The 25,915-nt window shown below is 62.7% G+C and carries 21 protein-coding genes and 2 pseudogenes; all 23 read left to right on the plus strand.

Annotated features, from left to right (window positions below):
• Nucleotides 1-68: 68 nt before the first annotated feature.
• The 23 genes and pseudogenes from ccoN (at nt 69) to AC0L2U_RS32045 (ending at nt 25,273) form a co-directional block, all read left to right on the plus strand.
• Nucleotides 69-1,697 (plus strand): cytochrome-c oxidase, cbb3-type subunit I, encoded by a 1,629-nt coding sequence (ccoN, locus tag AC0L2U_RS31935; protein ID WP_473603314.1) that lies wholly within the window; start codon nt 69-71, stop codon nt 1,695-1,697.
• Nucleotides 1,688-2,419: a cytochrome-c oxidase, cbb3-type subunit II gene (gene ccoO, locus AC0L2U_RS31940; RefSeq protein WP_473603315.1), complete on the plus strand. Its 732-nt coding sequence runs from the start codon at nt 1,688-1,690 to the stop codon at nt 2,417-2,419. Before ccoN ends, ccoO begins: the two co-directional genes overlap by 10 nt.
• Nucleotides 2,420-2,431: 12 nt before the next feature.
• Nucleotides 2,432-2,581: a cbb3-type cytochrome c oxidase subunit 3 gene (locus AC0L2U_RS31945; protein WP_473564455.1), complete on the plus strand. Its 150-nt coding sequence runs from the start codon at nt 2,432-2,434 to the stop codon at nt 2,579-2,581.
• Nucleotides 2,582-2,583: 2 nt separating this feature from the next.
• A complete protein-coding gene (ccoP, locus tag AC0L2U_RS31950) occupies nt 2,584-3,447 on the plus strand; it encodes a cytochrome-c oxidase, cbb3-type subunit III (protein WP_473603316.1) in 864 nt (287 codons plus the stop codon).
• Nucleotides 3,448-3,623: 176 nt separating this feature from the next.
• A complete protein-coding gene (ccoG, locus tag AC0L2U_RS31955) occupies nt 3,624-5,141 on the plus strand; it encodes a cytochrome c oxidase accessory protein CcoG (RefSeq protein ID WP_473603317.1) in 1,518 nt (505 codons plus the stop codon).
• On the plus strand, nt 5,138-5,635 hold the full coding sequence (locus AC0L2U_RS31960) for a FixH family protein (protein ID WP_473603318.1): 498 nt from the start codon (nt 5,138-5,140) through the stop codon (nt 5,633-5,635). The genes ccoG and AC0L2U_RS31960 overlap by 4 nt, the downstream gene beginning before the upstream one ends.
• Nucleotides 5,632-7,920: a cation-translocating P-type ATPase gene (locus AC0L2U_RS31965; RefSeq protein ID WP_473603319.1), complete on the plus strand. Its 2,289-nt coding sequence runs from the start codon at nt 5,632-5,634 to the stop codon at nt 7,918-7,920. Before AC0L2U_RS31960 ends, AC0L2U_RS31965 begins: the two co-directional genes overlap by 4 nt.
• Nucleotides 7,917-8,072, plus strand: a complete 156-nt coding sequence (gene ccoS, locus AC0L2U_RS31970; RefSeq protein WP_473603320.1) for a cbb3-type cytochrome oxidase assembly protein CcoS — start codon at nt 7,917-7,919, stop codon at nt 8,070-8,072. Before AC0L2U_RS31965 ends, ccoS begins: the two co-directional genes overlap by 4 nt.
• Before the next feature lie 726 nt (nt 8,073-8,798).
• Nucleotides 8,799-9,980, plus strand: a complete 1,182-nt coding sequence (gene ubiM / locus AC0L2U_RS31975) for a 5-demethoxyubiquinol-8 5-hydroxylase UbiM (RefSeq protein ID WP_473603321.1) — start codon at nt 8,799-8,801, stop codon at nt 9,978-9,980.
• Nucleotides 9,981-10,326: 346 nt separating this feature from the next.
• Nucleotides 10,327-10,671, plus strand: a pseudogene (locus AC0L2U_RS31980) (NUDIX domain-containing protein); the annotation flags it as partial.
• Complete coding sequence (locus AC0L2U_RS31985) at nt 10,668-11,378, plus strand: isopentenyl transferase family protein (protein WP_473603322.1); 711 nt, start codon at nt 10,668-10,670, stop codon at nt 11,376-11,378. The pseudogene AC0L2U_RS31980 and the gene AC0L2U_RS31985, both read left to right, overlap by 4 nt.
• 1,514 nt (nt 11,379-12,892) lie before the next feature.
• Nucleotides 12,893-14,095, plus strand: coding sequence for a cytochrome P450 (locus tag AC0L2U_RS31990; protein WP_473603323.1), 1,203 nt, complete (start codon nt 12,893-12,895; stop codon nt 14,093-14,095).
• A gap of 94 nt (nt 14,096-14,189) precedes the next feature.
• On the plus strand, nt 14,190-15,479 hold the full coding sequence (locus tag AC0L2U_RS31995; RefSeq protein WP_473603324.1) for a cytochrome P450: 1,290 nt from the start codon (nt 14,190-14,192) through the stop codon (nt 15,477-15,479).
• Between the two features lies 1 nt (nt 15,480).
• Nucleotides 15,481-15,606, plus strand: a pseudogene (locus tag AC0L2U_RS32000) (ferredoxin); the annotation flags it as partial.
• A gap of 168 nt (nt 15,607-15,774) precedes the next feature.
• Nucleotides 15,775-16,620 carry a glucose 1-dehydrogenase gene (locus AC0L2U_RS32005; protein ID WP_473603334.1) on the plus strand — a complete coding sequence of 282 codons (846 nt, stop codon included), beginning with the start codon at nt 15,775-15,777 and terminating at the stop codon, nt 16,618-16,620.
• Entirely contained in the window at nt 16,620-17,963 is a 1,344-nt protein-coding gene (locus AC0L2U_RS32010; RefSeq protein WP_473603325.1) for a cytochrome P450, read from the plus strand. The genes AC0L2U_RS32005 and AC0L2U_RS32010 overlap by 1 nt, the downstream gene beginning before the upstream one ends.
• A gap of 130 nt (nt 17,964-18,093) precedes the next feature.
• Complete coding sequence (locus AC0L2U_RS32015; protein WP_473564481.1) at nt 18,094-19,092, plus strand: polyprenyl synthetase family protein; 999 nt, start codon at nt 18,094-18,096, stop codon at nt 19,090-19,092.
• A gap of 298 nt (nt 19,093-19,390) precedes the next feature.
• Nucleotides 19,391-20,941 (plus strand): hypothetical protein, encoded by a 1,551-nt coding sequence (locus tag AC0L2U_RS32020; protein ID WP_473603326.1) that lies wholly within the window; start codon nt 19,391-19,393, stop codon nt 20,939-20,941.
• Entirely contained in the window at nt 20,938-21,831 is an 894-nt protein-coding gene (locus tag AC0L2U_RS32025; RefSeq protein ID WP_473603327.1) for a terpene synthase family protein, read from the plus strand. The genes AC0L2U_RS32020 and AC0L2U_RS32025 overlap by 4 nt, the downstream gene beginning before the upstream one ends.
• Nucleotides 21,832-21,916: 85 nt before the next feature.
• Complete coding sequence (gene fni, locus AC0L2U_RS32030) at nt 21,917-22,966, plus strand: type 2 isopentenyl-diphosphate Delta-isomerase (RefSeq protein WP_473603328.1); 1,050 nt, start codon at nt 21,917-21,919, stop codon at nt 22,964-22,966.
• Between the two features lie 557 nt (nt 22,967-23,523).
• Complete coding sequence (locus AC0L2U_RS32035) at nt 23,524-24,153, plus strand: hypothetical protein (RefSeq protein ID WP_473603330.1); 630 nt, start codon at nt 23,524-23,526, stop codon at nt 24,151-24,153.
• The gene (locus AC0L2U_RS32040; protein WP_473603331.1) at nt 24,141-24,707 is read left to right on the plus strand and encodes a hypothetical protein; all 567 of its coding nucleotides are present in this window, start codon (nt 24,141-24,143) and stop codon (nt 24,705-24,707) included. Before AC0L2U_RS32035 ends, AC0L2U_RS32040 begins: the two co-directional genes overlap by 13 nt.
• A 68-nt stretch (nt 24,708-24,775) precedes the next feature.
• Entirely contained in the window at nt 24,776-25,273 is a 498-nt protein-coding gene (locus AC0L2U_RS32045; protein WP_473603332.1) for a GNAT family N-acetyltransferase, read from the plus strand.
• Nucleotides 25,274-25,915 lie beyond the last annotated feature (642 nt).

Consider the following 25,915-nt stretch of genomic DNA (forward strand, 5'->3'; position numbering starts at 1 on the left):
CAGAGGCCAGCTGCGCAATTGATGCACAGCGGATTGGGCGTCCGCCCGATTCGGGATCAGGAGTTGCGATGAAATTCGGGACAGCGATCGTCGTGGTGGGCTTGTTTGCTTTTGCAGCCCTGGTGGCTGCCGGCTTCGGCATTGACGGACCTTTCCGCCAGCACATGTGGGTGCTGTTTTTTGCCCTTACTGCCTTCACCGGGATCTTGTTGCGCAACACGGAGTTCAAGCCGGCAACTCCGATCGACCGATCCGCTTATATGGATGATCCGATCCGCTACGGCGCCATCGCCACCATGTTCTGGGGCGTCATCGGCATGCTGGTCGGCGTGGTCATCGCGCTGCAGCTGGCCTATCCCGATCTCAACATTCAGCCCTGGTTCAATTTCGGACGCTTGCGGCCGCTGCATACGTCCGGCGTCGTCTTCGCCTTCGGCGGCAACGCGCTGCTATGCACGTCGTTGTACGTCGTTCAACGCACCTGTCGCGCCCGCCTGTTCGGCGGTGATCTCGCCTGGTTCGTGTTCTGGGGCTATCAGCTTTTCATCGTCATGGCCGCGACGGGCTACCTGCTCGGCATCACCGAAAGCCGCGAATACGCCGAACCCGAATGGTATGTCGACATCTGGCTGACCATCGTCTGGGTGGCCTATCTCATCCTGTTCCTCGGCACGATCCTGAAGCGCAAGGAACCGCACATCTACGTCGCCAACTGGTTCTATCTGTCCTTCATCGTCACCATCGCGATGCTGCACGTGATCAACAACCTGTCGATGCCGGCCTCTCTCCTAGGCTCCAAGAGTTACTCCGCCTTTTCCGGGGTCCAGGATGCCCTGACGCAATGGTGGTACGGCCACAACGCCGTCGGCTTCTTCCTGACTGCCGGCTTCCTCGGCATGATGTATTACTTCGTGCCCAAGCAGGCGAACCGGCCGGTCTATTCCTATCGGCTGTCGATCATCCATTTCTGGGCACTGATCTTCCTCTACATCTGGGCCGGGCCGCACCACCTGCATTTCACCGCTCTGCCCGACTGGGCGCAGACGCTCGGCATGGTGTTCTCGATCATGCTGTGGATGCCGTCATGGGGCGGCATGATCAACGGCCTGATGACGCTGTCCGGCGCCTGGGACAAGCTCCGCACAGATCCCATCATCCGCATGATGGTGATGGCCGTCGCCTTCTACGGCATGTCGACCTTCGAAGGCCCGGTGATGGCTGTCAAGGCGGTTAACTCGCTGTCGCATTATACCGAATGGACCATCGGTCACGTGCACTCCGGCGCGCTCGGCTGGGTTGGCATGATTTCTTTCGGCGCGATCTACTACATGGTTCCGAAGCTCTGGAACCGCGACAGGCTCTATTCGCTGCGGCTGGTCACCTGGCACTTCTGGCTGGCGACGCTCGGCATCGTCGTCTACGCCGCGGTCATGTGGGTGTCCGGCATCATGCAGGGCCTGATGTGGCGCGAATACGACGAGCAGGGCTTCCTGGTCTACTCCTTCGCCGAGACCGTTGCCGCCATGCACCCCTACTATGTCATGCGCGCCATCGGCGGGGCGATGTACCTCTCCGGCGCCCTGATCATGGCCTGGAATATCGCCATGACCATCCTCGGCCACCAGCGTGAGGAGAGGCCGATGTCGGGTGCCGCGCCTGTCCTGCAGCCTGCCAGGGAGCCAAACCAATGGGCTTGATGGACAAACATGCCATTATCGAGAAGAACGCCACCCTTCTTCTCGTAGGCTCCCTTCTTGTCGTGACCGTCGGCGGCATCGTCGAGATCGCACCCCTCTTCTATCTCGACAACACGATCGAGAAGGTGGAAGGCATGCGTCCCTACTCGCCGCTCGAACTTGCCGGACGCAACATCTATGTGCGCGAGGGCTGCTATGTCTGCCACAGCCAGATGATCAGGCCGTTCCGCGACGAGGTCGAGCGCTATGGCCACTACAGCCTGGCAGCCGAGTCGATGTACGATCACCCCTTCCAATGGGGATCGAAGCGGACGGGGCCAGATCTGGCCCGGGTCGGTGACCGCTACTCCAATGCATGGCATGTCGCGCATCTTTCGGATCCGCGTTCCGTGGTGCCGGAATCGGTCATGCCGAGCTATGCCTTCCTGAAGGACGCACCGATCGAGGTGAAGGACTTCTCGACACATCTGGTTGCGAATGCGCGCGTCGGTGTCCCCTATTCGGATGACATGATTGCCAACGCCAATGCCGATCTGAAAACGCAGGCTGACCCGAATGCCGACACCTCCGGCCTCGAGAAGCGCTATCCGAAAGCAAAGGTGGGCGACTTCGATGGCAATCCGCAACAAGTCACTGAAATGGACGCCCTCGTCGCCTATCTGCAGATGCTCGGCACGTTGGTCGATTTCAAGAACTACGACGAAGCCGCCGGCTACCGCTGAGGAGTGTTTTCCATGGATTACAATTTGATGCGGGAGTTTGCGGATAGCTGGGGTCTGCTTGCCATGGCGCTTTTTTTTGCGGGGGCAAGTGTCTTCGCGCTCCGCCCCGGAAGCCGCGCTCAGGCCGACGAAGCTGCCCGAATTCCGCTTCAGGACGAGTGATCATGAGCGACGAGCATATCGATGCAATCTCTGGGGTCCCAACCACCGGCCACGAATGGGATGGCATCCGGGAGTTGAACAACCCGCTTCCGCGTTGGTGGATCACCATCTTCTACGCCACCATCGTCTGGGCGATCGGCTACACGATCGCCTATCCGGCATGGCCGCTGCTGCACTCGGCGACGACGGGTGTTCTCGGCTATTCGAGCCGCAATGACGTCAAGCACGAGCTCGCGGATGCGGAAGCAGCGAAGGGCAAATACATCGCGGCGGTGGAGTCGAAAAGTGTCTGGGAAATCGTCTCGGATGATGCCCTGCGCGAATTCGCCATTGCCGCCGGTAGCGCCGCCTTCAAGATCAATTGCGTCCAATGTCATGGCTCCGGCGCCCAAGGTTCCAAGGGCTTTCCCAATCTCAACGACGACGACTGGCTGTGGGGCGGCAAGGCCGAGCAGATCCAGCAGACAATTACGCACGGGATCCGCTTCGCGTCCGATCCGGACACGCGCCTGTCGGAAATGCCTGCCTTTGGCGACATCATAGCCGCTGACCAGATCGCTCAGGTCAGCGCCTACGTCGCCAGCCTTTCCGGCGAGGTCCAGGACGCAAGTCTGATCGAGCCCGGCGCCAAGGTCTTTGCTGAAAATTGCGTGGGCTGTCATGGCGACAAAGCAAAGGGCAACAAGGAGCTCGGCGCGCCCGACCTGACCGATGCGATCTGGCTCTATGGATCCGGCGAGGCAGCCATCGCCGCGCAGGTCCGTGCACCGAAACAGGGAGTCATGCCGGCCTGGGTCGGCCGTCTCGGCGAGATCAAAGTCAAGGAACTTGCGGTCTATGTCCATTCGCTTGGCGGCGGAGAATAGGAAGGAAAGCCCTATTCTCGGCCTCCCCCTGCCAAGCGACGAGGCCCGGCGCGAGCCGGGCCTCGACACCATTTCGGCTGCGCCGCATCATCAATGCGGCACGCTTCGGACATTGGCTGGGAGTGGAGACGCATGTGTGCAGTAGTACGCGAATAGAACGGCTCGAAGCCTCGGCCATGAATTCCCCCAATCCGCGCCAGCCGCATTATGCCAGACGCGAGAAAATCTTCCCCAAGCGCGCCTCAGGCAGCTTTCGCCGCTTCAAATGGCTGGTGATGGCGATCACGCTTGGCATCTACTACCTGACACCGTGGTTGCGATGGGATCGAGGTCCATTTGCCCCAGACCAAGCCGTGCTCCTCGATCTCGCCAACCGGCGATTCCACTTCTTCTTCATCGAGATCTGGCCGCAGGAATTTTACTATGTGGCCGGCCTTCTGGTCATGGCCGGCGTCGGTCTTTTCCTGATTACCTCGACTGTCGGGCGTGCCTGGTGCGGCTATGCGTGTCCGCAGACGGTATGGGTCGATCTGTTTCTGGTCGTCGAGCGCGCCATCGAGGGTGATCGCAACGCATGCATGAAACTCGATGCCGGCCCGTGGACCGCCCGCAAGCTGATGCTGCGCGTATCGAAGCACGCCGTCTGGCTGGTCATTGGGGTGGCGACCGGCGGCGCCTGGATCTTCTATTTTGCCGATGCGCCGACGCTGGTTGGCGAACTCTTCACCGGCACCGCCGCACCCGTCGCCTACATCACCGTCGCCGTCCTGACGGCTACCACCTACACGTTCGGCGGTCTGATGCGCGAACAGGTCTGCACCTATATGTGCCCGTGGCCCCGCATCCAGGCGGCGATGCTCGATGAAAACTCTCTCACCGTCACCTACAATGACTGGCGCGGCGAACCGCGTTCGCGTCATGCCAAGAAGGTGCAAGCCGCGGGACAGTCGGTCGGCGACTGCGTCGACTGCAATGCCTGTGTCGCGGTCTGCCCGATGGGGATCGACATTCGCGACGGCCAGCAGCTCGAATGCATCACCTGCGCGCTTTGCATCGACGCCTGCGACGGCGTCATGGGCAAGCTCGGCAGGGAACGCGGACTGATTTCCTACGCGACGCTCTCCGATTACAACGCCAACATGATGCTGGCGACCGCGGGCGGCTCCAGTTCAGTCAACCCGCCGCTGGTCAGGACCGCTGATGGCCTGTTCTCCGACAAGTTAGCGCATTTTCACATCCGCAAGATCTTTCGGCCACGCACCTACGTCTACATGGGCATCTGGTCGCTGATCGGCCTGGGCCTGCTCTTTTCGCTGCTGACGCGCGATCGGCTCGAACTGAACGTATTGCATGATCGCAATCCTCAGTTCGTCACGCTGTCCGACGGCTCCATCCGCAATGGCTATACCGTCAAGCTGCTCAACATGATCCCCGAGCCGCGGACGCTCGTCGTCACCATGCAGGGCCTTGAAGGCGCCGACATGGTCGTCGTCGGCGACGACATCCCGGCAGGCCGCTCATTCGCCATTCCGGTCGAACCCGACCGCCTGAAAATGCTGAAGGTCTTCGTGCGCCAGCCCGCGGGCCAGATCCGCGCGCCGGCGCAGACTTTCAAGTTCCGCGTCGAGGACAGAGCCAGCTTCGAATCGAACGAGTACACCGCCACCTTCAACGCGCCGGAGGCCCCCAGATGACCGCCAATGTACAAAAGCCTCGTGAATTTACCGGCAGGCACATGCTGGCCATCATCCTCGCCTTTTTCGGCGTGATCATCGCGGTCAATTTGACCATGGCGACGCTCGCCAGCACAAGCTGGACTGGCCTCGTCGTCGAAAACACCTATGTGGCGAGCCAGCAATTCAACAAGAAGGCCACGGAAGGACGGGCACAGGCAGCCCTTGGCTGGACCGGCAAGCTGACCATCGCATGGGGTGAAGTTCGCTATGGCCTCACCGACGTCGCCGGCAAGCCGGTTCCCTTGCATGGCGTCAAGGTGCTGTTTCGTCATCCGGCCTACGAGAAAGAGGACGAGTCTGTCACGCTCGCGCTCGGCTCCGGCCAGGAATTCGCCGCGCAGCATATGCCCAAGGACGGCGTCTGGATCGTCGAGATCGACGCCGACGCCGGCCTGGATAAACCGTATCGCGACGTCCGCCGGATCATGATCTCCCATGGAGCGCTGCAATGAGCTGTTGTGCACCGGGCGCCGAAATGGCGCTGGACCTGGGCAGCGTGGCATCGGTGCTGCCATCCAGCCAGGAAATCAGGCTCGCGAGCCGCTCGCTTGGCGACGATCTTCGTCAGACCGATCTTTCAGTGCCGATGGTTCATTGCGCAGCCTGCATCCGGACGATCGAGACGGCGCTGGCGAAACTCGATAATGTCGAAGGCGCGCGTGTCAACCTGTCGACGAAGCGGGTCGCGATCCGATGGCGTGGAGACAAGGTGCCGCCTTTCGTCGCTTCACTGGGACGACTGGGCTACGAGGCGCATCTGTTCGCCGCCGAGATCGATAAAAATGACAAGACGCTTGCCGAGCTGATCCGCGCCGTTGCTGTCGCGGGCTTTGCCGCAGGCAACATCATGCTGCTTTCGGTCTCGGTCTGGTCCGGCGCCGAAGGGGCTACCCGCGACCTGTTTCACTGGGTCTCGGCGCTGATTGCCATCCCGGCGCTCGCCTTCGCCGGCGGCATCTTCTTCCGCTCGGCCTGGAATGCACTGCGCCATGGCCGCATGAACATGGACGTGCCAATCGCGGTTGGGGTGTCGCTCGCTTACGCGATGAGCCTCTACGAGACGATCAACCATGGCGATCACGCCTATTTCGACGCGTCGGTATCACTGCTGTTCTTCCTTTTGATCGGCCGCACGCTGGATCATGTCATGCGGGAGCGTGCCCGGACCGCCGTGAAAGGCCTATCGCAGCTTGCGGCGCGTGGCGCCATGGTGCTGCGCGGCGAGGGCGCACGCGACTATCTGCCGGTTGGCGAGATCGAACCAGGGATGCAGCTGCTGATTGCTGCCGGCGAAAGGATACCCGTCGACGGTAAAATCTTTCAAGGGGCATCGGATCTGGACTGTTCGCTTGTCTCGGGCGAGAGCACGCCCCGAAGCGTTGCAGCAGGCGAGCCCGTGCAGGCTGGTGTCCTCAACCTGACCGGCCCGCTGACGATTGAGGCGACAGCCGCCGCGAAAGATTCGTTTCTGGCGGAAATGGTTCGGCTCATGGAAGCCGCAGAGGGCGGCCGCGCGCATTATCGCCGGATCGCCGATCGCGTTTCAGCGCTCTATGCTCCGGTGGTTCATCTCACCGCCTTCGTGACTTTCCTTGGCTGGATGGCGGCGACGGGCGACTGGCACCGGGCGACAACCATCGCCATTGCCGTTCTGATCATCACCTGCCCGTGCGCGCTCGGCCTCGCCGTGCCGATCGTGCAGGTGGTCGCCGCGCGGCGCCTGTTCGAGAACGGCATCATGGTCAAGGACGGTTCGGCCATGGAGCGCCTGGCGACAATTGATACAGCAGTGTTCGACAAGACCGGGACCCTCACGCTCGGCCAGCCCCGGCTGGTCAATGCATCGTCGATCGATCCGGCCATGCTGGCAATCGCGGGAGACATGGCAGCGCATTCGCGTCACCCGTTTTCAAAGGCCATAACCGGCTTTGCCGCTCCTGGCGGGCAACACAAATTCGATGCCGTCACTGAGCATCCAGGGTTTGGCATCGAAGCCACCGACGCCGGAAGCACCTGGCGGCTAGGTCGACGCGGATGGGCTGGATGGAAGGCCCGGACCGGCGGCGAAGGCAAACATGGCTATGGCGGAACGGTGCTGACAAAAGACGGGCTCATTGTCGCGACCTTCAATTTCGAGGATGCGCTGCGCGCCGACGCCGGCGCGGCGATCAAGCGATTGAGCGACGCCGGGGTGTCGGTGCAGATGCTGTCGGGCGATACTGGGGGCGCATGCGCCGAAGTTGCAGAAATGCTGGGTGTCGACGACTTCGCTCCGTGCCTGCTGCCGTCAGGCAAGGTCGAAGGCATCGAGACCTTGGCCAAGGACGGACACAAGGTTCTGATGGTTGGTGACGGCCTCAACGACACGCCTGCACTGAGCGCGGCGCATGTCTCGATCGCACCGGCCACCGCCGCCGACGTTGGCCGCAATGCGGCCGACTTCGTATTCCTGCGCGAAAGTCTTCTGGCAGTGCCGCTCGCGCTGGACGTCTCGCGCAAGGCGGGGCACCTGATCCGCCAGAACATAGCCATTGCGATCGTCTACAACGCCGTCGCCGTGCCGATCGCCATCCTGGGCCACGCCACGCCTCTTATCGCAGCGATTGCCATGTCCGCTTCTTCGCTGCTTGTGATCGGGAACGCGTTGCGTCTGCAAGGCTTTGCGCCGAACCGGATGACGAGAGTTTCTTCGACAGCCGCTGGTTCCGGCATTCATGCATCGGCGCAGCCGTCGTGACGACGCTTGTCTATCTCATTCCGGTGGCTTTGCTTCTCGGCGCGCTGGGGCTGTCTGGCATTGTGTGGGCCTTGAGCAGTGGTCAATATCAGGATCTCGACGGCGCCGCCGAGCGGATCCTCATCGACCAGGATGACGATCTGGAACGCTGAATGAAGCCGCTGTCCATGTTCTGGAACAAGGTGCGGATGCTCAGCAGCTTGCAATTCCCAGGCCCGACTTGACGTTGATTGTGAAAAGCCTCTCTCAGACAGTGGTTGCGTTGCCAGTGCACGTGCGGAGTTCGCGGCGTACGGGAGTGCGAGATCGCGATCACCAGTGGAGCGGGAGCCCGCGCTACCTTCCAACGCGTCTGACTGATTCAGATCAGGACTATCTCCTCATCACCGTGGTTTATCGGCCCTGCAAGGGAGAACGAATGCTCAGTGGAGTTTGGTCGCCAGTGTCACCGTCTCGACGGTTTTGGCTTTTCACCGTAGCGGTCGGCTCTGCTGCTTCGACGAGCCGCGCGCGCTTTCGATCAAAACGGCCGCGAAGAATGAGCAGAGCCAGATTAGGCGATGTGGGAGCGCGGGCGGCGGCCAGATCATTCCGTGGGTCTGGGCTGACGCGCGCCGACCCTGTGCGCAGCGTGATTGTGGCGCTTTGCCCGTCAACAGCCGGCACTGTGAGAAGCTCGCTTGCTGGCTGGCCTTACGCTTGGCTGCGAAGAAACTATGACCGGTCCAATCATGCGCGTCCGCGATTGAACCGATGGTATGCTTCGGGTTTTACTGCCCTGCGCCTTGGGGCGACGCAGTCGCCCGAAGGCGGCGCACAGCACCGGTCCGAGCGTAACCTGTATCTGCCCTGCACAATCCACCCATGGCGGTACGGTGATGTGCAGCCCTAACCATAGCTTCGATATTGTTGTCGTGGGAGCCGGGCCGGTCGGCCTTTCATTCGCCGCTTCGCTCGCCCAAAGCCAACTCAAGGTGGCAGTTGTTGAACAGAACTCCATCGACCGTCTCGCGAATGCGCCTTTCGATGGCCGCGAAATCGCTCTGACTTCCGCCTCCATCAGAATCCTTCGCCAGCTCGGCGCTTGGGATACGATCCCAGCTTCGGAGAAATCGCCGCTTTATGGCGCGCGCGTGCTCAACGGTTCGAGCGCTTTCGCACTGCGTTTTGACGCTCCCACAGCGTCTGGAGAACCCCTCGGAATCTTGGTCCCGAACTGCCGCATTCGCGATGCCTTGTTCAAAGTCGTTCGGCTGCGTGATGATCCACTTCTGCTGTGCGGCCACCCGGTTGTCCGTGCAACGACCAGCCACAAAGGAGCAGTGATAACGCTTTCTGACGGCATGCAGTTGAGCGCCAGGCTTGTTGTTGCCGCGGATTCGCGCCTGTCGCCCACGCGTGATCTGCTCGGCATCGGCGCCGACATTAATCGGCTTGGCCACTCGATGCTGATCTGCCGGGTGCGACATGAGGGCGCCCATCACCAGGTGGCAACCGAATGGTTCGATCATCATCAAACGATAGCGATGTTGCCTGTCGGGGAGGGGATGTCCTCGTTGCTGCTCACTCTGCCCTCAAGCGAGGCAGACAGACTGCTTGCCTTCAACGACGATTTGTTCCTCTTGGAATTGACGAACCGGTGTCGAGGCCGTCTCGGGAAGATGGAATTGGCAAGCAACCGCCACACCTATCCGCTGGTCACCACGTGGGCGCACAAATTCAAGGCTCCGAGCGCGGCACTCATCGGGGACGCTGCTATCGGAATGCATCCGGTGACTGCGCATGGCTTCAACATCGGTCTCAGCAGCCAAAAGCAACTTGCCGATGCAGTCTTAACTGCAAGGCGCCACGGCCGTGACATTGCCGATCCCGCCATGCTGCACAGATACGAAAGGTGGCTGCGCCTGTCTGCGGCGCCTCTCTACCATGCTACGAATATACTCGTCGGTCTCTACTCGAGCGAGCAACCGGTGGCACGGCTTGCACGCCATGCTGGGCTTCGGTTCGCCCAACATGCTCCCCTTGTCCGGCATGTCATCTCGGCCATGCTCAAACGATGAAAGCACCAGATTGGAAATCCTTCCCCGAGCGGCGAAGCTCGACACCATATAGCCTAACCGTGTTCTTTCCTTGTACCGAGCTGCAGCGCCAGTCATCGCTCGTTCATTCGGTTCAGTCATCTGCAAACAGATGAGGAGGCCCTAGGGCACGGCTGCGATACCGGCTGGGAGCGGCTCCTCCAAGTCCCGCTGGAAAAAGTCGTGCTCGTCGATGACGAGGACAAGGTAACTGCTAAACAAAAGAGGCTTCTGCACCGAGCATTGTCGATTTTTTGGTCAATAGGTCGGTTGGAATTCTGATGCAGCGTCGGGCGGCAGTGAAGTATCACTCGCGGGTTGTTGGTATAATATGTTCTGCGGTCATCCCCGATCAAGTGAGGCGACTTTGACTGCCGCTCACCGCCGGCTCGAAGAAGAGATGGGACTTGATTGCCGACAGCGGCCAGCCGGCGTGTTTCAATATGAGGCGCGCGTCGAACCTGGACTGATCGAGCGCGAAATTGATCATTTGTGCGTGGCTGTATGCAACGGAATCCCGGCGCGCAACCCGGCTGAGGTAAGTGACTGGACCTGCCTTCCTCCTCCGACACTCTCCCGATATCAGAGTGAGAAACCTTCCGAGTCTACTCCTTGGCTACAACACGCGTTTGCGCACGTCCGGAATCATCGTCTTGCTGCTGCGCTGTCATGAGTCCGCGACTGCATCTCATTATTGGACCGACGACGGCCGGCAAAACCGCCGCGTCCCTCGAGCTCGCTCAGCGTACGGGCGCGCCGGTGCTCGTTCTAGACCGAATTCAATGCTATCCCGAACTCGCTGTCGGAAGCGGCCGACCCTCAAACGCCGAACTGCGGTTCACCCGTAGAATCTACCTTGCTCAAAGGCCAGTTATTGCTGGAGAGATCTATGCCGCAGAGGCGAACTCCCTGTTGCACGATCATGTAGCGCAATTTGATCAGCACGTGCCGTTGCTTATCTTGGAAGGCGGCTCGGTTTCACTCCTGCGGGCAATGGTCGCCGATCAGAAATGGAAAGCGCACCGCTGGACTTACGAACGCCTCCACTTGAAAACACGCGCGGACTACATTGCCAAAGCGAGGTCGCGCGTCCGTGAAATGTTAGCTCCCGTAAATGGTTGCCGCTCGATGCTTAACGAGATTGGTCAATTGTGGCCTGACCCGCGCTCGCATGTGTTCCTGCGAGGCCTCACGGGCTACCGTACAGTCATAGCGTATGCCGAAACCCTAGGAATCGCACTGGGCGACCTCCCGCGTGCGATCCAGCCAACTCAGATCGTCTACCTTTCTCAGGCAATCGCGCTTGAGTATCTGGCGCATGCTCGCTGGCAGGAACGTGAATTTCCCTGCATTCCTGCGGCGTGGAAGAGCGGCAGGTGAAGAGTGTCGACCTGAGCCGCAGTTGAAACGAATCAGAAATATAAAATCACGTCAATGAGCTCGCCGGCGACGCCCATTAATTGCTGACATGCCGCTTGCGGCGTTCGCCCTGGCGATGATCTTGGCATGCGACTCGAACAAGCTGACCAGCCTGTCGCCGGCCTCACTACCTTTTCAGCCAGAGTCCGCTCCTTCTGCAACATCTCTCCAATCAGCGGCTGGGGGCGGGCCACGGCCTGCCAGTTCGCAGGCTGGACCCGCCGCTGGCGCCTGCCTTGCCGCCTGCTCGACATAGCCGGGGGGCTTGCCCGGTCATCTTGACCAATTGGCGGTAGGGGCTTGCCCCCTTTAGGCGGCAGACTTGATCGTCTGCCCTGCTCCTTCGCCGCGGGCAACGATCGTGTTATGGGATCGCACTTTTCTTCGAAGGCTTGGCCGGGCAACGAGACCAGCCGCAACGCTCCGCCTCTGCCGGTCGACGAGCGCATCGATTTTATTGCCATCGCGGAAGGCCGGCGTCTGATTGAGGAACTCACGCAACTACCGCGCGCGGCCGCGTCGCGGCCTTGATCTCCGCAATGGGGGACGAGTTGGCAGTCATTCATAATCAGGACAGCGTAGGGGCCGATGAGCACGCGCCGGCCAAGCGCAAAAGCGGTCGGTCTGTGCGGTAGGTAAGTGAGAGAGCTGGGCGGTAAGCCCAACCGTGCCCAGCTCAAGGCCGGCGCGACGTGTTCACCCAAACGCTTACGGCTCAGGCCGCTCCTTCTGTGATCAGTTTCGGCCGACCGTCTCGACGATGGCCTTCGCCAATTCCTCATTTTCATCGACGGCTTCGCTGCAGCAGAGGCCGCGCTAGCGAATCTCCGTCGATACGTTGCCAGTCACACGATCCTTCAGCAGATCATCTGCATGACATCCGAAATGGGTCCCGCGAGGCAGACGTTATCATCGAGCAGGCCTCGTTCGCCCCAGATGACTACATGAGAGGTGGCCCTTGGTTCAAAAAGGTCAGCCGGCCTGCCATCGTTCCGGGACAGACAACTCATGAAGTCGCCAGTCTGGCGTGAGCGCTTTCCGACCTGTTCTGTCGCCTTTTGTCGGGTCCGCGACACCGACCTATTTCGCCGAGCTGTCTGGCCTCAGGCTAACTCACTGAAAATAGTAAAATATTTTTTCCTCTGCTGGGTCGCCAAATTGGCACGAGTTTTGAAACTCCTTCGTTGCAAGCCGGAGCCGCCGAAAATGTCAAATCCGCATCAGATAGCATTCTATGGAAAGGGAACCCCGGCGAAACCGCCGCTGCCAAACAGGCTGCCGCCCTCTTCGACCCTTGTGAACGAAATGTCGATGGCCGGCTACGACTCAAAGGCCGGCCTACCACACTCGCCTTATCCTCAATTCGAAGGCGCAGGATAAGTCGGCTACGCCGCGGACGTCCACATGCCGTCTCGCGTCATTGGCTGCCCGCAGCGCCTTTCGCCCTTCCATAGGTTAGAGACTGAAGTGCCACGATGTCCCAAAAACCACTGCCGACGTTGCCGATGTGGCGCGTCGATCACATCGAGCCCTCGCCCGAGATGTTGGCGCTACGCGCCAACGGTCCGATCCACCGCGTGCGCTTCCCGTCCGGGCACGAAGGCTGGTGGGTGACAGGCTACGATGAGGCCAAGGCGGCGCTGTCCGATGCGGCGTTCCGCCCCGCGGGAATGCCCCCAGCGGCATTCACTCCGGATTCAGTAATTCTCGGTTCGCCGGGGTGGCTGGTCTCGCACGAGGGGGGCGAGCACGACCGGTTACGCACGATCGTGGCGCCGGCCTTCAGCAACCGCAGGGTGAAACTGCTCGCGCAGCAGGTCGAGGCGATCGCCGCGCAGTTGTTCGAGACGCTGGCTGCCCAGCCCCAGCCCGCCGACCTGAAGCGCCACCTCTCCTTTCCGCTTCCGGCCATGGTCATCAGCGCGCTGATTGGCGTGCCCTATGAGGATCACGCTTTTTTCGCCGGACTGTCCGACGAGGTGATGACGCATCAGCATGAAAGCGGTCCGCGCAGCGCGTCTCGCTTGGCTTGGGAAGAACTGCGCGCCTACATTCGCGGCAAGATGTCGGACAAGCGCCAGGATCCGGGCGACAACCTGCTGACGGATCTGCTCGCGGCGGTCGACCAGGGCAAGGCGTCCGAGGAAGAGGCGATCGGCCTGGCTGCGGGCATGCTGGTGGCGGGGCACGAGAGCACCGTTGCGCAGATCGAATTCGGCCTGCTGGCCATGCTCCGCCATCCGCAACAGCGCGAACGCCTGGTCGGCGATCCATCCCTGGTGGACAAAGCGGTGGAGGAAATCCTGCGCATGTACCCGCCGGGCGCGGGCTGGGACGGCGTCATGCGCTATCCGAGGACCGACGTGACTATCGCGGGCGTGCATATTCCCGCGGAGAGCAAGGTGCTCGTCGGCCTGCCGGCGACGTCGTTCGATCCGCGCCATTTCGATAACCCGGAAATCTTCGATATCGGACGCGACGAAAACCCCCACCTGGCGTTCTCCCACGGGTCGCACTACTGCATTGGCATGGCGCTGGCCAGGCTGGAACTCAAGGTGGTGGTCGGTTCGATCTTTCGGCGCTTTCCCGCGCTGCGCCTGGCCGTGGCGCCCGAAGCGCTGAAGTTGCGCAAGGAGATCATCACTGGCGGGTTCGAGGAGTTCCCGGTGCTCTGGTGATGTGCGGACGCCGCCCGGAATCGCGATCTTCTCTGCAATTTGCCGGCGCGCCTAGAACGCGCCGGTCAGATCAGCTAGCCAACAGGTAATCAAGATGGACGTGCAAGAAACCACGGCAGCATGCGGGGATGCCTTCGCCGAGCTGGCGTCGCCAGCGTGTATCCACGACCCCTATCCGTTCATGCGGTGGTTGCGCGAGCACGATCCGGTGCATCGCGCGGCGTCGGGCCTCTTTCTGTTGAGCCGCCACGTCGATATTTACTGGGTGCTCAAGGCCACGGGCGATGCGTTTCGGGGACCAGCGCCGGGCGAACTGGCGCGCTATTTCCCGCGTGCGGCGACCAGCCTGTCGCTCAGTCTGCTGGCGTCCACGCTAGCGATGAAGGAACCACCGACGCATACGCGTCTGCGCCGGCTGATCTCGCGCGATTTCACTATGCGCGAGATCGACAACCTGCGGCCGAGCATCGCGCGCATCGTCGCAGAGCGCCTGGACTGCATGGCGCCCGCGCTTGAGCGGGGGGAGGCGGTGGACCTGCATCGGGAATTCGCGCTGGCCTTGCCCATGCTGGTCTTCGCCGAACTGTTCGGCATGCCCAAGGACGACATGTTCGGGCTCGCCACTGGCATCGGCGCCATTCTAGAAGGCCTGAGCCCGCACGCCAGCGATCCCCAGCTCGCCGCGGCGGACGCGGCCAGCGCCAGGGTGCAGGCCTACTTCGGCGACCTCATACAGCGCAAACGCACCGATCCCAGCCACGACATCGTGTCGATGCTAGTCGGCGCGCACGACGACGATGCCGACACGCTGTCGGATGCGGAGTTGATCAGCATGCTGTGGGGCATGCTGCTGGGCGGCTTCGCCACCACTGCTGCGAGCATCGACCATGGGGTCCTGGCGATGCTGGCGTTTCCCGAAAAGCGGCACTGGCTTCAGGGGGACGCCGTGGGAGTGAAGGCATTCGTCGAAGAGGTCCTGCGCTGCGACGCGCCCGCCATGTTCAGCTCCATTCCGCGTATCGCCCAACGCGACATCGAACTGGGCGGCGTGGTAATCCCGAAGAATGCGGACGTGCGCGTGCTGATCGCGGCCGGCAATCGCGACCCGGACGCCTTCGCCGATCCCGACCGCTTCGATCCCGCGCGGTTCTACGGCACCAGTCCTGGCATGTCGACCGACGGGAAGATCATGCTGAGCTTTGGCCACGGCATCCACTTCTGCCTCGGTGCGCAATTGGCCCGGGTGCAGTTGGCCGAGAGCCTGCCGCGGATCCAGGCGCGCTTTCCCACGATGGCATTGGCCGAGCAGCCAACCAGGGAGCCCTCCGCGTTCCTCAGGACGTTCCGCGCGCTGCCGGTGCGGCTGCATGCGCAGGGGGGCTGAGATGCGCGTCGTGGTCGACCAGGATCTGTGCGGAACCACCGGGCAGTGCGCGCTGACGCTGCCGGGCACCTTTCGTCAGCGCGAACCGGACGGAGTGGCCGAATCATGCGTGGCGACGGTCCCGCAGGCGCTGCACGCCGCCGTGCGGCTCGCGGCCAGCCAGTGCCCGGTCGCCGCCATTCGGGTCATCGAAAGCGACGCTAGCGATGACGAGCGCGCCGGCGCCGACCCTGCGCCTTCTCCGGCGGAGACTGAGCGGCACGCCGCGAAAACCAAGGCAACTCAGGAGGACACGGTGGGACGGTTTGAAGGCAAGGTGGCCGTGGTGACCGGCGCCGGCGCCGGCATCGGCAAGGCATGCGCCCTCGCCATCGCACGAGAGGGCGGCAGAGTGGTGGCGGCCGACATTGATGGCCCGGCGGCCATCGCCTGCGCCGCGCAGATCGCGGCCGAAGCGAGCCACGCGCTGGCCCTGGCCGCGGACATCGCCGATGCGGAGGCGGTGGCAGCGCTATTCGAGACGGCCGAGCGGCACTTCGGTGGGGTCGACCTGCTGGTGAACAACGCCAGCGCTATGCATCTGACCCCACGCGACTGCGCGATCCTCGACCTGGACCTGGCGGTCTGGGATGAGACTATGGCGACCAATCTGCGCGGCACGCTGCTCTGCTGCCGACAGGCCATCCCACGGATGATCGCCCGCGGCGGTGGCGCGATCGTCAACATGTCGTCGTGCCAGGGGCTCAGCGGTGACACCGCGCAGACGTCCTACGCCGCGTCGAAGGCGGCGATGAACATGTTGTCGGCCTCGCTCGCCACCCAGTACGGTCATGCGCAGATTCGCTGCAACGCTGTTGCGCCGGGTCTCATCATGTCCGAGCGTCTCCTCGCCAAGCTGGACGAGTGCATGCAATGGCATCTGCGCCGGCACCAGCTCCTGCCGCGCGTCGGCCGCCCCGAGGACGTGGCCGCGCTGGTGGCGTTCCTGCTCTCCGAAGATGCTGCGTTCATTACCGGCCAGGTCATGTGCGTCGACGGCGGCATGCTGGCGCATGTGCCGACGTTCGCCGACGGTGGCAACAGCCCCGCAGCGCGGCCTGCCGGCGGCATCCCCGAAGCGGCCGCGGCGCCGCGCTGCTGATGGACATGCTGCTCAACCCACTGGACCGTCGGCACCGGCTGCGGCACGACATTCCAATCATGCCCGGCGCTTTTCCCTTGGTCGGGCATCTTCCCGCCATCGTCTGCGACCTGCCGCGCCTGCTGCGGCGCGGGGAACGGACGCTGGGCAGCCACTTCTGGTTGGATTTCGGCCCTGCCGGACACCTGATGACCTGCGTGGATCCGGATGCGTTCGCACTGCTCCGGCACAAGGACGTGTCCTCGGCGCTGATCGAAGAGATCGCGCCCGAATTGCTTGGCGGAACGTTGGTAGCCCAGGACGGCGGCCCGCACCGCCAGGCGCGCGATGCGATCAAGGCGGCGTTCCTGCCCAAGGGGCTGACCCAGGCCGGCATCGGCAACCTGTTCGCGCCCGTCATCCGAGCGCGGGTGCAGGCGTGGCGCGACCGCGGCGACGTAACCATCCTGCGCGAAACCGGCGACCTGATGCTCAAGCTCATCTTCAGCCTCATGGGAATCCCCGCGCAGGATCTGCCGGGATGGCATCGAAAGTACCGGCAACTGCTGCAGTTGATCGTCGCGCCCCCGATCGACCTTCCCGGACTGCCCTTGCGGCGCGGCCGCGCCGCCCGCGACTGGATCGATGCGCAGCTGCGCCAGTTCGTCCGCGACGCGCGCGCGCATGCCGCGCGCACCGGGTTGATCAACGACATGGTGAGCGCCTTCGATCGCAGTGACGATGTGCTCTCCGATGACGTACTGGTTGCCAACATCCGCTTGCTGCTGCTTGCCGGTCACGACACCACCGCCTCGACGATGGCCTGGATGGTGATCGAGTTGGCTCGGCAGCCTGTGCTGTGGGACGCCCTGGTCGAGGAGGCGCTACGCGTGGGCGCGGTACCGACCCGGCACGCGGACCTGGCGCAGTGTCCGGTCGCCGAGGCGCTGTTCCGCGAGACGCTGCGCATGCATCCGGCGACCACGCTCCTGCCGCGTCGCGCGCTGCAGGAATTGCAACTCGGCCAACGACGCATTCCGGCGGGCACCCATCTGTGCATCCCGCTGCTGCATTTCTCGACCTCGGCGCTGCTGCACGAGTCGCCTGATCAGTTCCAGCTGGCGCGGTGGCTTCAACGCACAGGGCCGATCCGGCCGGTGGACATGCTGCAGTTCGGTACCGGCCCACACGTCTGCATCGGCTACCACTTGGTATGGCTGGAAATGGTGCAGTTCTGCATCGCCTTGGCGCTGACCATGCACGGGGCCGGGGTGAGGCCGCGGTTGCTGAGCGGTGTCGAAAAAGGCCGACGCTATTACCCGACCGCACATCCGTCCATGGCAGTCCGCATCGGATTCTCATGAGCTGGCATCGCATGCCCCGTCTGGCGGGCAGCGGCGCCGGAAAGGCGCGCTGCACTCAGTGCGACACCGGCAATACCGCGGCGGTTCGGAGCTCGCAGTGGCCGTGTCAGGTACAAGGACTATGAACAACATGCAGACCGGTTCCACGCTACACAACGACCGAACTGGCGTTTCCGCGCCCGGGGAATTGGGCGCTCAGGCGCGCGGCGCGTCCGGCAGGCTGCTGCCGGAGATCTGGATGCAGGACGGCGCAAAGCGGGTCGAACAGGCGCTGGCGCGTCTCCTTTGCGCCGAAAATGACGGTGAGACCGAGTTGATGGCGGCCATGCGCTATGCCACCTTGCACGGCGGGAAGCGCACCCGCGCCTTGCTCTGTCTGGCTGCCGGCGCACTGGCCGAGACGCCGGCGCACATGCTCGACGACGTCGGCGCAGCCATCGAGATGATGCACGCCTGTAGCCTGGTCCACGACGACCTGCCCTCGATGGATGACGACGTGCTTCGCCGCGGCCTTCCGACCGTGCACGTTAAGTTCGGCGAAGCCACTGCGATCCTAGTTGGCGATGCGCTGCAGGCGCACTCCTTTCTGGCCCTGGCGAGGTTGGATGCGCCGGGCAACAACCGTATAGCGCTCGTGCGCGAACTGGCGCAGGCGGTGTCCGCCGAGGGTGCCGCAGGCGGTCAAGCCATGGATCTGTCGCTGGTCGGAAAGGACGTCGAGCTGGACAGGATCGTGGCGATGCACCGGATGAAGAGCGGAGCGCTAGTGCGCGCGTCCGTACGCATGGGCGCGCTATGCGCCATCGCGGAGGATGCCCCGCACGCTGCGCTGTACTGTGCGCTCGATCGCTACAGCGCCTGTTTCGGCCTGGCGTTGCAGGTGGTCGACGACGTTCTCGACGCGACAGCGGATACCGCGACGCTGGGCAAGACCCCCGGCAAGGACGCGGCAGCCCAGAAGCCGACCTGCGCCTCGATCATGGGCCTGCAGGCAGCGCGCCAGTTCGCGCTGGATCTATTGCGCGACGCCGGGGAGGCCATCGCCCCATTGGGACCGCGTGCGGAACGGTTGGGGCAGATGCTGCAGCGGGCCAAAGCGTATCTCTTCCAGCACACGCCCTGCGCATGAGCTCGCCCGTCCGCATGGAGTCGCCCCTGTGCCGCAGCGATCGGCCGGCGGCAGCGGTGCATGCTGCGCCGTGTCCGAGTCCGCGGCAATGGTCAACGGTTGCCCAGCGCGGCCGCGGCGCACGGCGCGCTGCGCGCAAGCCTATTCGGCGGACCGGCGCCGGCATTGGCGCGCGTCCCCGCGCCGGAGCAGGGCTGCCGTCCGGGGCTGCACATGCGCCGGGCGACGGCTGCGACGAGGTGCGCGGCGTCTGCCCGAACCTGATTCTCGTCAACCGCCTGCAGAAAGAACATCCCGCGTGAACGCGCTGTCCGAACAGATCCTTTCCGAACTGCGCCATCTGCTGAGCGAGATGAGCGACGGCGGCAGCGTCGGTCCGTCCGTCTACGACACGGCGCGAGTTCTGCAGTTCCACGGCAACGTCACCGGTCGGCAGGATGCCTACGCGTGGCTCATCGCGCAGCAACAAGCCGATGGGGGATGGGGAAGCACGGACTTCCCGCTGTTCCGCCATGCGCCCACCTGGGCGGCGTTGCTGGCATTGCAGCGTGCCGATCCTCTTCCCGGGGCTGCCGATGCAGTCCAGACTGCAACTCGGTTCCTCGAGCGCCAGCCCGATCCTTATGCGCATGCGGTGCCGGAAGACGCGCCGATCGGCGCGGAGCTGATTCTTCCGCAGTTGTGCAGCGAGGCCGCATCCTTGCTGGGCGGCGTGGCGTTTCCGCGCCACCCGGCGCTGTTGCCGTTGCGGCAAGCGCGCCTGGTCAAGCTAGGTGCGGTGGCGACGTTGCCGAGCGGCCATCCGTTGCTGCACTCCTGGGAGGCCTGGGGCACCTCGTCGACCGCCGCATGCCCGGATGACGACGGCAGCATCGGCATCAGTCCGGCGGCCACCGCCGCGTGGCGTGCGCACGCCGCGACACAGGGGAGCACGCCGCAGGTCGGGCGCGCCGACGCGTATCTGCAGGCTGCATCGCGGGCGACGTGCAGCGGCATAGAAGGTGTCGTTCCCAACGTCTGGCCGATCAATGTATTCGAGCCATGCTGGTCGCTGTACTCCCTGCATCTGGCCGGGCTGTTCGCGCATCCCGCGCTCGCCGAGGCGGTGCGCGTGATCGTCCTGCAGCTCGACGCCCGCCTGGGCGTGCGCGGTCTGGGTCCGGCCTTGCACTTCGCGGCCGATGCGGACGACACCGCCGTTGCGTTGTGCGTCCTGCGCCTTGGAGGCCGGGACGTGTCGGTCGACGCATTGCGCCATTTCGAAATCGGCGAGCTATTCGTCACCTTCCCCGGCGAGCGCAACGCATCGGTGTCGACCAACATCCACGCCCTGCATGCGTTGCGCATGTTGGGAAAGCCCGCCGCCGGCACCACCGCCTACGTCGAGGCCAATCGCAATCCGCACGGTCTATGGGACAACGAAAAATGGCACGTCTCGTGGCTGTATCCCACCGCGCATGCGGTCGCTGCGCTGGCGCAAGGCAGGGCCCGTTGGCGCGACGAGCGCGCGCTGGCGGCGCTGCTGCAGGCGCAGCGCCACGACGGCGGCTGGGGCGCCGGTCACGCGTCCACGTTTGAGGAAACTGCCTATGCGCTGTTCGCGTTGCACGTGATGGACGGGAGCGAAGGGCCGACAGGGCGTCGGCGCATCGCGCAGGCGGTGGCGCGAGCGCTGGAGTGGATGCTCGCCCGCTATGCGGCGCATGTGTTGCCGCAGACGCCGCTGTGGATCGGCAAGGAACTGTATTGCCCCACCCGGGTCGTGCGCGTGGCCGAACTCGCCGGGTTATGGCTGGCGCTTCGTTGGGGGCGGCGCGTTCTAGCCGAGGGACGAGGAGTGGCGCCATGATCCAGCCCGAACGCGCGCTGCCCCAGGTGCTGGAGTGGGGGCGTTCCCTGATCGGATTCGCCGACGAGCATGCCCTGGAAGCGGTCAGGGGCGGCCAGTACATCCTGCAGCGAATCCACCCGAGCCTGCGCGACACCAGCGCCCGCACCGGCCGCGATCCGCAGGACGAAACGCTGATCGTGGCGTTCTATCGCGAACTGGCGCTGCTGTTTTGGCTCGACGATTGCAACGACCTTGGCCTGATCGCGCCGGAGCAACTCGCCGCGGTAGAGCAGGCGCTGGGGCAGGGCGTGCCGTGCGCGCTCCCCGGATTCGAGGGCTGTGCTGTGCTGCGCGCTTCGCTGGCCGCGCTCGCCTATGACCGTCGCGACTATACTCAGCTTCTCGACGATACTCGGTGCTACTGCGCGGCGCTGCGCGGGGGAGACGCGCAGGCGGCAGGGGCGGAACGCTGGTCCTACGCCGAGTACCTGCAAAACGGCATCGATTCGATCGCCTACAGCAACGTGTTGTGTTGCCTGTCGCTGTTGTGGGGGCTGGACATGGCGACCATGCGCTCTCGCCCGGCGTTTCGCCAGGTCCTGCGGCTCATCTCTGCGATAGGGCGCCTGCAGAACGATTTGCATGGACGCGACAAGGACAGGTCGGCTGGCGACGCCGACAACGCGGCGATCCTGCTACTGCAGCGCTATCCGGCCATGCCCGTGTTGGAGTTCCTCAACGACGAGCTGGCCGGCCATACGCGCATGCTGCACCGGGTGATGGCGGAAGCACGCTTACCCCTGCCATGGGAACCGTTGATCGAGGCCATGGCGGCTATCCGCGCGCAGTACTACCAGACCTCGCCTAGCCGCTATAGCAGCGACGCAGGCCAGCATGGGCCGTCCTGAACGCGCGGGAGGCGGCGGCGTGCGCGCGCTGCCATCGGTCCGATCCGCCGCAACGCCGTCGCCCGATGCGACTGATGGAGCGAGCATGAACGACACCGCCCTGAGCCAGCGCAAGGACGATCATCTTGACATCCTACTGGATCCGCGAATGGCGCCGGCCACGGTCGCCGCCGGGTGGGAGGACATCCGTTTCGCACACTGCGCATTGCCCGAGTTGGACCTGACGCAGATCGACCTGCGTGCCTCGCTCCTGGGCAAGACCATGCGCGCGCCGCTGCTGATCAGCTCCATGACCGGCGGCATGCCGCGCGCCGAGACGATCAACCGGCATCTGAGCGAGGCAGCGCAAGCCTTGGGGATCGCCATGTGCGTCGGTTCGCAGCGCGTGAGCCTGCAATCCCGCAACTCTCAGGGGCTGACGCGCAAGTTGCGCCGCCTGGCCCCAGACATCCCCTTGCTGGCCAATATCGGCGCCGCGCAACTGCGCGAGGCCGACGGGCTGGACCTGGCGCGCCGGGCGGTGGATGCGCTGGAGGCCGATGGACTTATAGTCCATCTCAATCCGCTGCAGGAAGCGGTACAGCCGGAGGGCGACCGCGACTGGCGCGGAGTCTTGGCGCAGATCGCTCGCGTCGCGCGCAGCGTGGGCGTGCCCGTCGTGGCCAAGGAAGTGGGGTCCGGCCTGTCCGCGTCGGTGGCTTCTGCGCTCGTCGAGGCGGGCGTGGCGGTGATCGATGTCGCCGGTGTCGGCGGCACCAGTTGGGCCGCGGTGGAGGGCGAGCGCGCCCGCGATGCCGCCGATCGTGCAGTGGCGATGGCGTTCGCCAATTGGGGGATTCCGACCCCGGCCAGCGTGCAGGTGGTACGTCGGGCGCTGCCAGCGGTGAAGCTGATCGCGTCGGGCGGGATCCGCGACGGCGTCGACGTGGCCAAGGCCATCCGCTTGGGCGCGGACATCGCCGGGCAGGCGGCCGGCGTGCTGCGGGCGGCGACGGTGTCCACCGAGGCGGTTGTCGCGCATTTCGAGATCGTCATCCGCCAGTTGGCCGTCGCTTGCTTCTGCACCGGCTCGGCTGATCTGGCAGCGTTGCGGCAGGCGCGCTTGTTGCCCTCGACGCATCAGCCCGCCGGTTGATGCCAACGTCGCCCACGCGTTCGGCAGGCGCCTAGGCTAACAGAGTGCCTTTGTCGTGAGAGGTCTCGGCCTGCCCCACCGCTTCTAGTTACTACTTAGGGGTGATCTGTAGGGCGCACGAGGCATCTATTTTCACGTGCTCGACAACTGTCTTACAGTTCAGTCGTGTGCGGTTACAGACGGGGTTGTTCGAAAACCAACGCTGAGTCCGCGAGTATTCTGTCGGCGGGGCAGTCGTGCCATGTTTTCCCGTCTTTCAAGAGCAGCCCCGCAAAAAACCTCTGTTGGCATGCCGGTTGCATGGTCGCCGCAAAGGACTCGCACGACCACGGGGTCTCGCAATCCTTACGCCGGAGTTAAAATGACTTCGATTCGATCAATCGATGCCACAGACCTGCACCATAAGTCCATTCCCTAACCTTTGTCCGCGTCTGGAAACCACCGAGCGGGGCCGCTCATCGAACTCCGCCACGCACAACAAGCTGACAGCGATGTTGCCGAGCGCAATTCCATCGCGCCTTGACTTCCCAGGAAAGACCCAAAGGAGCCCTTAAGAAATGAACGTGCCGAGTTATTCCGCGGCCTTGCCAGATCAGCGGGCCGTGCGGGGGATCTTCTCTCACCGAGCTGACAACATCAATCACCGCCTGCGAATACGCCCGCTTGGCATTGTTAGCGATTTTGTCGCCGACCAACTCCCGCACCGTATCGCGGAGATCAAAAATAGTGAACAGCGAGCTGAAGCGGTCAAGGCGCTTGGGCGTAGCATTAACATGATGCTAGCGGGAGAGGACTACGAGGCGCACCTGCTGAATCTGACCCAGTCGGAGTTTGGAGTCGCCAAGACAGACATCCAATATCTCGTGAATATTGCTTACCAGATGTCTGCATTTGCGGGACTTAACTATGACGATGCCGAGTTAGCGGTAGGGGAGCGTCTGAGGCGTATTGCAGACTTAAGTTGCAAGCGGCAGCCTAGCATAGATGTTCTTTCTTATGAAGATATGATCCTTACCAATCCAGTAGAGAGCGATCCGCGCGTATATTGTCTCGACTCAGCTGGCGTCGAGGAGCGAGATTTTTGCCTGGGTCACCAACTCATTGAGAGAGACTTGCAGTTTGCAATCGACACCCTGCTTGCGTTGCGTGACGAGGTCAGGGCGGATGCGCGCCAGTGTCTTGCCTAGAGCGCCTGGAGTCGGCGAATTACATTCTGACGCGCTTTCATGATTATATGTCGCCTGGTCTATTTGGCGAATTTCGCGAGTTCTACGGAAAAAACCCTTTCAAGAATAGGCTGGCTCCAAGTGGCCGGTTCTCGGCCAGCGTTGTCGCGGTCTCTGTACTACTCGTCGGTGAAGAAATCTTCCGCCAAAAACCGCAATTCTATCGGGATGTTTATCGGCTGTCAGAATACTATCCCAGAGGATGCATTGGTGCGGTCTTTGGCTGGTTGTCATCAGATAAGAGGCGCGCGGGGGTCTGGCCAGGCTGGCTTGAAGGCAAAGCAGCCTTTCCTAAAATAGCAACCGTCTCGCCCGTCGTGGAGCGGAAAGGCACTGAAATCCGAGAGCTGTACGCATCCTGTGTCGATGCGCTGGATCGGTTCACCCGGATGCATCGGAAGACGGCTTTTAAACATACGATTGAACCAGGTCGCCCCATCGCTGGAGTTGAGGCGTCGGAAAGCATGGCCGCTGTGCTTTCACAACGGCTGCTAACGGCGGCGGATCAAAGCTAGCTGGCGCAATTGTCTGCGTGAAAACTGGCGCGGCTCCAGCCCCGCCGGCGTTCAATAGGTGATGGTCGATGTCTCAAGACGACGTGGTCTTTCGTAGGTTTGAACGTGGGGATGTCGATAATGTATGGCACCTGCATAGGAGTGCATCCGAGGCTGTTGGTGTGTATGGTCCGGAAGGGGTGTGGGAGGATGATTTGCGTAATGTCGGAGAAGTATATATCGAGTCTGGCGGAGACTTCGTGGTTGGGCATATTGGTATCCAGCTCGCAGCTATGGGCGGATTGCAGCCTGTCGACGAAGAAATCGCAGAGCTCAAACGTATGCGGGTCGATCCCGCCTTTCAACGACGAGGGCTTGGAAGGAGAATTCTTAGCAAATTGGAATCGCGAGCCGTTGCTCTCGGATTCAAATACATAGTGCTCGAGACGACCACAATCCAAGAAGGGGCTCAAAAACTCTATGAGACGGCTGGCTATATTAGCCGCGGGGAAGGGACGTTGCACGGATATACCGTGATCTTCTACAAGAAGTGTCTCTCCGGCCACGATGCTGTTGGTATCTGCTGAGTGTCCCACCATCCGCCTTTCATATATGTAGGTCAAATGTAAGGGGCGCGTCACGACGCGGAACCGTTGTTCGCCAAACCCGGGCTCTGCAATGAAGCCGCACCGACGGAGCGTACCTGGAACGCTGAGTTCGGAGCCGTCGTGCGGATTATGGCCGTCGCGTCCGATTCATAACATCTTGCGACTGAGCCGGCTGGGCTACTCGAAACATTCGCGATAGATGATGCAGTCAAAAGTGTGCATGCCGAACGAGCGGCTACATTGTTGTAGCCTTTTCAACAGCGTAGGAATCCGACGGTATTTTTGACGGTATATTGAGAAGAAGTTGACGAAATTTACACGAAGAATCATGTATTTAGCATTCCTGTTGATGATTGAGTGGGAGTGAGGGTACAAACGGCGGCAATAGCGTAGTTTCGGCGGCGAATTTCGCCGTCGCGCAATGTTGTTGCAGTCCGTACCTTACTCCGCAGAGCTGGCGTTCTCCGTTTCTGCCTCGGTGGTTCGATCTGCGCCCAGTTTCCGGATGATGTAAAATCGCTTTAGAGGGCGGGAGTGCTCTAGCTGTTTAGTCCCGGCATTTGCTGGAGCGGATCGAGTTTGAAGCGTTCCGGTTGTGACGCCCACGCCTTGCAGATGAAC

Source organism: Mesorhizobium sp. WSM4808 (genome assembly GCF_055811675.1).